Source organism: Paenibacillus phytorum (assembly GCF_013141715.1).
In the GTDB taxonomy this organism is placed as follows: Bacteria; Bacillota; Bacilli; order Paenibacillales; family NBRC-103111; genus Paenibacillus_E; species Paenibacillus_E phytorum.
On the sequence record NZ_WHOA01000135.1, the window covers coordinates 1 to 8,457 of the forward strand.

General features: G+C 45.1%; 8 protein-coding genes and 1 pseudogene. 2 read left to right on the forward strand and 7 right to left on the reverse strand.

The features are described from left to right. On the reverse strand, positions 1-872 hold an 872-nt coding region (locus GC098_RS20730; protein WP_171645156.1), incomplete at its 3' end, for a sulfatase-like hydrolase/transferase. 115 nt (positions 873-987) lie between these two features. Here GC098_RS20730 and GC098_RS20735 point away from each other — a divergent pair. Next, positions 988-1,917: an AraC family transcriptional regulator gene (locus tag GC098_RS20735; protein WP_171645157.1), complete on the forward strand. Its 930-nt coding sequence runs from the start codon at positions 988-990 to the stop codon at positions 1,915-1,917. A 404-nt stretch (positions 1,918-2,321) separates the two neighbouring features. On the opposite strand, the pseudogene GC098_RS40155 reads toward GC098_RS20735, so the two are convergent. From GC098_RS40155 to GC098_RS20760, 5 genes and pseudogenes are all read right to left on the reverse strand, one after another. After that, positions 2,322-2,688 (reverse strand): annotated as a pseudogene (locus GC098_RS40155) (ABC transporter ATP-binding protein). 4 nt (positions 2,689-2,692) lie between these two features. Further along, positions 2,693-3,976, reverse strand: a complete 1,284-nt coding sequence (locus GC098_RS20745; protein ID WP_171645158.1) for a Gfo/Idh/MocA family protein — start codon at positions 3,974-3,976, stop codon at positions 2,693-2,695. An 84-nt stretch (positions 3,977-4,060) separates the two neighbouring features. Further along, a complete protein-coding gene (locus GC098_RS20750; protein ID WP_171645159.1) occupies positions 4,061-4,435 on the reverse strand; it encodes a hypothetical protein in 375 nt (124 codons plus the stop codon). A 95-nt stretch (positions 4,436-4,530) separates the two neighbouring features. Further along, on the reverse strand, positions 4,531-5,397 hold the full coding sequence (locus tag GC098_RS20755) for a sugar phosphate isomerase/epimerase family protein (RefSeq protein ID WP_216625358.1): 867 nt from the start codon (positions 5,395-5,397) through the stop codon (positions 4,531-4,533). Between the two features lie 14 nt (positions 5,398-5,411). Next, positions 5,412-6,725 carry a DUF455 family protein gene (locus tag GC098_RS20760; RefSeq protein WP_171645160.1) on the reverse strand — a complete coding sequence of 438 codons (1,314 nt, stop codon included), beginning with the start codon at positions 6,723-6,725 and terminating at the stop codon, positions 5,412-5,414. Between the two features lie 140 nt (positions 6,726-6,865). Between GC098_RS20760 and GC098_RS20765 the strand changes: the two genes are divergently transcribed. Continuing rightward, positions 6,866-7,720: an AraC family transcriptional regulator gene (locus GC098_RS20765; RefSeq protein ID WP_171645161.1), complete on the forward strand. Its 855-nt coding sequence runs from the start codon at positions 6,866-6,868 to the stop codon at positions 7,718-7,720. A gap of 326 nt (positions 7,721-8,046) precedes the next feature. Here GC098_RS20765 and GC098_RS20770 read toward each other — a convergent pair. Then, a partial coding sequence (locus tag GC098_RS20770) for an ABC transporter ATP-binding protein (protein ID WP_171645162.1) occupies positions 8,047-8,457 on the reverse strand: 411 nt, incomplete at its 5' end.

Genomic DNA, 8,457 nt, shown 5'->3' on the forward strand with positions numbered 1-8,457 from the left:
CTCATAAATATGATCAGCGTTTGTTCTCTCAGCCCGCGTTCCTCCAGCTTATCCATGATTTTGCCGATTCCGTGATCCATAGCGGTGATTGACGCATAATAGCCTCGTAGTAGCTCTTTGCGGCGTTCCCCTTCCCCCTGTGGCGCCGTCGAGATCTGGTTCGGATGTGGCGGCAGCTCAGGCACTGATTCGAACGGGCAATCGTCATACATGGCCACATACGATTCCGGATGCTCCGAACGGTCCCAAGGTGAATGAGGTGCAGTATAGTGAACGCTTAAATAGAACGGGGCTTCCTGCTGCGCCAGCTCGCCCAAAAATTGCAACGCGTGATCCGTAATAAGATCGGTTACGTATTCGTCGACGATCCGTACCTCGCCATTCTCCACGATGTCCGGCTTCATATAAGAGCAGCCTCCTCTGGCTATCGAGAACCAGCGTCCAAACCCTTTTTGCGGAACCGTGCTATTGCCGAGATGCCATTTGCCGCTTAGAGCACAGATATAATCGGCCTTGGCGAGCAGCTCTGTATACGTCGGCTGCCCGGCCAAATATTCGACTGCCGTACGTTCATCGGCAAAAACAGGCTGTTTGCGAACCTCTTCCTGCAGATCGCCGTAATTCACATTTCCGGAACTTATCCAGTCATGAACGCCGTGCTGTGACGGAATTCGTCCCGTCATGATCGATGCCCGCGCAGGCGAACAAACCGGCGATGTACAAAAAAAATGATCGAATCGCATCCCTTCGGCAGCGAGCCGATCGAGGTGGGGCGTGTGAATTTCGTCGTTTCCGTCACTGCCGAGCGCCCAGCTGCCCATATCGTCTGCGAGTATAAATACGATGTTCGGCTTCCGTTTGACATTTTCCATTGCAACATCGCTCCTCACTATTCATCTATTTCATGCTTCTTTCCTATCAATATAATATCATTTACAGAAATTCGAACCTATGACATTATTAACGATAGATTTGACATTTCTTACGATGAAGGAAAGAGAGGGAGATCCGCTGATGTTTATTCTGCATCCTAATACACAAAGACTCGAATTCAGTCTCCAGCCCAGATGGATCCGTCACATGGATAAGCCGCACGATTTCAGCTTCGGACCGGTCACCAATCCGTTCCCGGTTTTCTGGCTCATACTGGACGGCACTCGTACCATTCAAATCGATGAAGAACGATACCACGTTCATAAAGGCGATCTGATTGTGTTTCCGCCAGGCTTGCCCTACCGACTCCATACTGCAGAAGTCGGCAATAACGTTCGTTACTTATCACTCAGTTGCAACTTGAAACTCGGACCGTTCGATTTCCATGAGTTGTATCCATTCCCGAAGATTACAGCTGTCTCCGACGGCGCAGTATTCGATACGCTTGCCTCCCAATGGACAGAGTCGGCTGTTTGTTTCGAGCAATTCGCCGCACTGCAGGAACAGCATGACTCGGTGGGAGATAGTGGGGGGTCGGCGGACCTGACCGTTTCGCTTACATTGCTACGCATTCAAGGAGCCTTGTATCAATGGTTCGCGCAATTGATAAACCTGCTGATACCTCAAATGCCGGAGCGGCTTCATGCAATCGATCCCCGCGTCGTGAATGCCTGCATCTATATGCAGTCGCATGTGCAGGAATCGATCCCGCTGGAAAAGCTGGCTGCTCATGTCTATTTGAGCCCGAGCCATTTCAGCTACTTATTCCGGAATGCTCTCGGCCAACCGCCTGCTCAGTATTTACGGAATTACCGCATCGGGGTCGCCAAGGAGTTGCTTCTTCAGACATCTTGGTCCATCAGCGAAATCTCGCAGCGTGTAGGCTACGGCGAGCTTAGCGAGTTCAGCCGAGCTTTCCGAAAATCCGCAGGGCAAAGCCCGCAGGACTACCGTCGGGAATGGCGGCATGCGGATTTCCGCTGAGCATCTGTTATCGGGAAAAACGGAATCTGCCGTTCCAAATCGCTTGATGCAGAAAGCTATAGCTTGAGCGCCTTGGTATAATTAGACATACTCGGGGTTACGAGCTGAAGAAGAAAAAAACGAATGCATGACGAAAATAACAATACGTCTACTCAAGAAGAAATCAAAGGAGCGATGATCGCTTGTGTTAACAAGTTACTCCATTGGATCTTTGCCATGCTTAAACGAAAAGATTTAAACACCATATTGGAGGGTTATTTGGCATGCTCAGTATATAGTAATGCATCATCTTCCCCATTTTTCAAAAAATATTGACAAGATATTAGATGGTTTCGTATGCCTCTGTCTATGTGTAAAAAAACAAAAAACCGGCACCCCATCGGAGTCCCGGTTCTAACATCCACCTATCCAACCTCACTCAATCGCCCATCCCGAAAATGCACAACCCGCTTCGCAATCGCTAGATCATGCGTGATCAAGACAATCGTCCTGCCCTGTTCATTCAATCTCTTGAAAATGTCCAAAATCTCCGCGCCCGTCTTCGAATCCAGTGCTCCCGTTGTCTCATCCGCCAGAATAATTGTCGGATCTCCCGCTAACTTTCTTGCAATCGCAACCCGCTGCTGCTGCCCACCGGACAGTTAATAAACAGCCGATGATGTTCATCAGCGTGGACTTTCCTGATACCTACGGCCCCATAATAGCTACAAACTCGCCTTGTGCGACGTCTAGCGAAATGTCATTCAACGCTCGGATCGTCTCTCCACCCATACCATTAAAAAATTGCTGAGATTACTTTCGTTTTATTCTCGAGACGAGAATGTTCGGCAGCAAAACCAATTTGGTGTCCATGAATGGATTTCTCCAAGGATGTGGATGAGATCGATGGCGTTTCACCTTGCAGAACTTTTATAAAATCCTCCACAAGCAGTAAATCCCCGCCACCATGGCTATCATTAGTTACAATTACAGCTACTCGTTCCTCAGAGTATTCATGCCCCACAGTAGCATCAGGATGTCTCACAACGAAATATCCATCTTCCAAAACACCCTGAATTTCTCCTTTTGTACCTATAATATGTATGTTGCGGCATGGCCTCGACGTAGCTCCAATCATATTGTGAGTCGCCGTACAGCCATTCTCGAACTCCATGACAACAGACTGATGGTCTACGACATCATTATCGCAATGCCATACGCAACGTCCATAAGGACTGCTCGTTTTCAGGATGTCCAGCTTCTCCTCTTCCGTCGGGGTTACCCCCAAATGATTGTTGTCCCATACATAAATCCCCCAGCGTCTCTGATCTATATAGTGTTTGCGAGCAGAGTAAGCGCAGGTCTCTTCGATTTTGCAGTCAACCAGACAGCGAAATCCTGCACCTTCCGGGGCTTTTTCCGGCTTGAAATGCATCAAACTCCCGAAACTACTTACTTTACTCGGCTGCTCTCCGATCATCCAACTTATAACATCCAAATCATGGCAGCACTTGGACATCAGCATGGACGATTTGCATGTCTCCATTGAATTCCATTTACCCCGAATATAAGCGACGGCCATATGATGATAGCTCACATGTTCAGCCGCTTGAACGTTAATAATCTCGCCAATTCTACCAGTTGCAACCACTTCGCGAATGGCTTTGTAGAATGGGGCGTACCTCAGTACATGGCAAATCATCACCGTTCGCTTATTCTCCTTGGCTACTTGATAGAGCTTCAACATACTCTCTTCAGACGTCGCAATCGGCTTTTCAAGCAGGACATCGTAACCCGCTTGAAGAAGGGGAATGGTCGTTTCTACATGTTGATCATCCATCGTCCCATTAATAACGGCATCCGCGATTTTGGGCTTGCTCACAAGCTGCTCCACTGATTCGAAGCAGTTGGTATCCTGTAAATCAAACTGTTTAGCTGTCAACTTCCTACGAATTGGGTCTGGGTCTACAACACCAACTATTTGAAGTTGATCCGGGTGAGTTTGCGCATATGAAGCATAAATCAGACTGCGGTGGCCAGCTCCCACAATCACCGCTGTTATTGGATTATTAGGATTCATGATGATAGATCTGCTCCTTCTATTTAAACCCGAGTATAGAAGATGCTCCCTCCAACCAGCGAGAGAAAGGAAGGAGCCATCGAGTTATTTTTTATTTTTATTGTTATACCATTCAGTAGCTTCTTTAATGATTTGGTCCCCACCACGTTTTTTCCAGTCTTCAACGAACTTGTCAAAGCTGTCGAGTGGTTCTTTGCCGGTGATGATTTTGGCTGCTGTCTCCATCCACAAACCATTTTTAGTTAACTCAGGCTTTGTCTGTAGAATTTGTAATGACATGCCCTGCCCGTCATCCTTACGGCCTTCGTTTTGGGCCACCTGGATTGCATTTGCGATTAAATCACCGCCCTGACGACCCTTCACAAAGGAGTCATTGGCCAAGTATGACGGTCCTACCAAACTGACTGTCAAGACAGGGCGATTGCTCTCCGCTAAGTTCTCACGCGATCCATAGCTCATTTTGCCTGATGTTTCCTCCACCCAAGGAAATCAAACAATTTATTGAAAATAATACAAACTGGAACCCCTTATTCGGAGTCCCGGTCTTATAAATACTAAACGTCTTTATACAAACCCCCTCCCGAAACCGCACAATCCATTTCGTCTGCTGCGCAATCAAAGTTGACCCAAGTTGGAAATTTCGTTTGAAGTCTTTGAGACATCAACAAGCAAATATCCCATAGATCAGTCACCGGCTGATTGGTAAACGGCAATGTTGGCATATACCCAGGTGGTCCAAACTCCGTTGTCATCGTTACTGTTTCAGCACCTTGTGATGATAGATATTTTACAATTTGCCGCCACCAATCTTCATGTGCAGCAAGCTCGTGTGCATACTCTGGAGCACCCGGATGAGGAACCTGTGGGCCTTGTGCGAACCCAACACGAGCATGCACATGTATGGCTCGCTTCATTGCGATTTCAAGCGACTCCACCTGATCTTCGAGCAGGGACTCACAAACGCAACACCAATGACTAAAGTCAGCAGTAATCTTCAGTTCCGAAAACTCCCGCAATAGAGCAGCTGTCGTCCAAGGTGTGAACATAGCACGGTGTCGATGTGTTTCATGCGCAACGGGTATGCCTGCTTCTTTCTCGACTACTATCGCTTGTTCAAAGAACTTTAATTGTTCCGTCCAGCCCATACAGTCCCTTGCACTTTGGGAAACAATAAGTTTGGGGTTAAATGTTGCAGCTCTAGTAACCAATTCATGGAACGTCTCTGAATGATTTTCCACAGTTTGTATTTGCGCTATAAAATCCAATTTGTATTTGGAGAGAAGTTCTTTAAATAAAGGTTCCTGCTGAGTATTAGGGAGGTTCGTTTCCACTCCAGCATATCCTGCGTCTGCTATCTGCTTGAATAACTCCTCATAGGAACCCTGCATTCCCCAAGTAGATTTAATCAGCTTTAATTCCATAGAATGCTAGACCTTTACTTTCTAAGTTTATTGTTTAAATGAGTCGCTGTAGCTTGAATTAGCGGTAGCGGTTGATTATCAGTAATTTTTTGTGATTTCGCTTCAATTCTTTCCATAAACTTCTCATAACCATGCGTGCCGCTTTCATGCCGGTGCTGAATCCACTCTACCCATTCGGTTACGATTTGCTGCGTCTCCTCCATAATCCGCTCTTTGTCCCATTCAGGTCTAATAGCTTTGATCCAGGAAAGACCGAATGAAATATGATTCGATTCATCCGCCCAGTCATAATCACAATCTTGAGCTCCATTCAAATCATTTACTGCAAACAATTCGTTTCTCAATTTGGATTTATGAAGCGGACCTTTCTGCTCCAAACCGTGAAGAAGTAGTACTATGGACAAAATTCCTCTGTCTCGAAAAGCTCTCCAGTGATCTGGCACCATCGGAACATCAATTCCCATTTCAAATCCAAGCTCTTTCAGTCGTTGCTCCCCCATCATTGCATGCCGCATTTCATCGTAAGTCCACCTTGCCGCGCCATAGTATAAGTCCCACTTCATGTCCTCATACTCCCAGATCACGGCAGCTGCCGTTTCACAAGCCCAAACCTCATTCGCATGATCAATGGCAATCCACAAACGCTGCTCGAGAGAATTCTGCGGATCTCGTGGTGGAACTTGCATGACGGCTGGTTCCCAAGAAGAGTCGCGTCCACCTTCTAATGGAAGTTCATAGCGCTTTTCCGGATAAATAAACCCGTTATCCCGGTCTGGTCCATGAACAGCCCCACACCTTGCAAACAGATCAATGAACTCCTTATTGCTGTTCTCCAGTTCCGGAGTATATTTAACCAAGTTATCCAAAAGAGGTGCAGCTTCCTGAAGTTGTTCCTCCAGTTCCATGACAATCCGTTTTAAATATGCATGACTAGGAGCATCATCAAGCGGATCCGTTTCTTTCATGTAATCCTTAAATGCTTCTACAAGCAAAGGTTTTAACACGTAATAAATATGAACGAGGAATTGTTCATCCGATTGTGCTGTTGGAAGATGACGAAGAAAACGGATTAAGTTAGAATCGGATTGGTTATCAACATCCACTCTCGGATAGCGCAAATCTAAAGTTCTTGACCTGAGCATATCCGCATGCATGGCATCGAACCAAATATGACGTGCTAGCATTTTTTTAGCTTGCCAGTTCTTCATAGTGGGCAGGTAACCCGCCATCGCCCTCATCGTCTCTTTCACCGTACAATAGTAACGCCGCATCATTTGGCTCGCTGTTTCAACATCGCGAAGCAAGATTGATTGACCAACTCTTTCCATTCCTAAATCCCTCCGTTATAATTAATGTTGTTCAATGCACGCTACATGCCATATATAATCTTTTGCACTGAATTTCGAATAAATCATTTCACCTTATATACTAACAATAATAGTTTTATTCATAGGAGGGAATGAAGCGGATGACAAAGTTCTTGGACTATATGATCAGCCCCCTTCCCATTCGAGTGGTTGATCTGAAAGTCGATAAATCAAAGTTGAACATCAAATCGTTGACTATTACCGAAATAGGGCATTTGCCCGGTAGAACCTTACAACGGAATCAGGCAACATTCGATAGTTGGGCCTTAGCCTATATCGCGGGGGGGAGAGGCTTTTATAAAGTCAATGGAGGAGTTCAGCAGACTGTGGAAAAAGGAAGCCTGTTTTTTGTATTTCCAGATGCCACCTTTGATTATGGCCCAGAGGAGAATGGTAATTGGGATGAGTATTATATTCGATTTGAGGGTACTCGTATTCAAGAATGGCTACAAAACTGGCTCTTCCAGACAGAAACCATTAAATACATCGGATGGGAAGAAGCCACGATTAATAAATTAGAGATGATCTTTCTCTTAATTGAAAGCGGTGTTCCTTCTAAAGTAGACCAGGCCGCCCTTTTATTAGAGTCACTCATTTATGAATGGATATCTAAATCAAACGAATCACATGAAAAAGCAACCAAATTACATGTTGTACAATTAATTCACGATATTTCCAATAACCTATATGAGCCTATTGATTCCGAAAAAATAGCAAAACGCAATAATATCGCGGTCCCTACTTTGCGACGAATGGTGAGTCAGTATACAGGATATCCCTTAAACGAATATATTCATCGTTTGAAAGTAGCGGAAACAAAAAGATTACTATTAAATACAGACATGCAAATTAAGGAAATCTCTGAGGCACTAGGCTATACGGACGAATGCTACTTCTCTCGTTTATTCAAAAAATATGTTGGTATGGCACCAAAGCAATATCGTAACAGTAATTAAATTCATCTAACCTGAGGAAATACAACCACCAGTTGAAAAAGAACTCGTCCTTCTTTTAAGGAGTAAACTTGCCGATATAAAGCCATCTATAGACTTTCAGACTCTGAAGTTATACGAGAGTAATCTTCCTTAAAGCTAATTTACTACCGTATAACAGCAATGACTCCCCCTTATTACCTAATTGGGAGAGCCATTTACTTTAAAATTCTTAATTTGCTAACGTTCTGCGTAGTTGAATGCCATACCATTTTTTATTCAAAAATTAAACAATTTATTAAATATAAACAAACCGGACCCCCTTATTTGGAATTCCGGTCTTATAAACTCTAAACAACTTCATTCAACCGTCCATCCCGAAACCGCACAATCCGCTTCGCCTGCTGCCCAATCGAAATGTCATGGGTAATCAGAATAATTGTCCGACCTTGTGCATTTAATCTCTTTAAAATGTTTAAAATCTCCATACCTGTCTTCGAATCCAGCGCACCCGTAGGCTCATCCGCCAAAATGATCGACGGATCTCCTGCCAACGTTCTCGCAATAGCAACGCGCTGCTGCTGCCCGCCGGACAGCTCTGATGGAAAATGCTTCTTACGATCCAATAAATCCACCGATTCCAGTGCATGCAAAACGAGTGGCTCTCTTTCTTTTTTGCTCATCCCCCGATAAATCAAAGGCAACTCCACATTCTCATAGGTACTTAATCTCGGAAGCAAGTTGATGCTTTGAAAAACGAA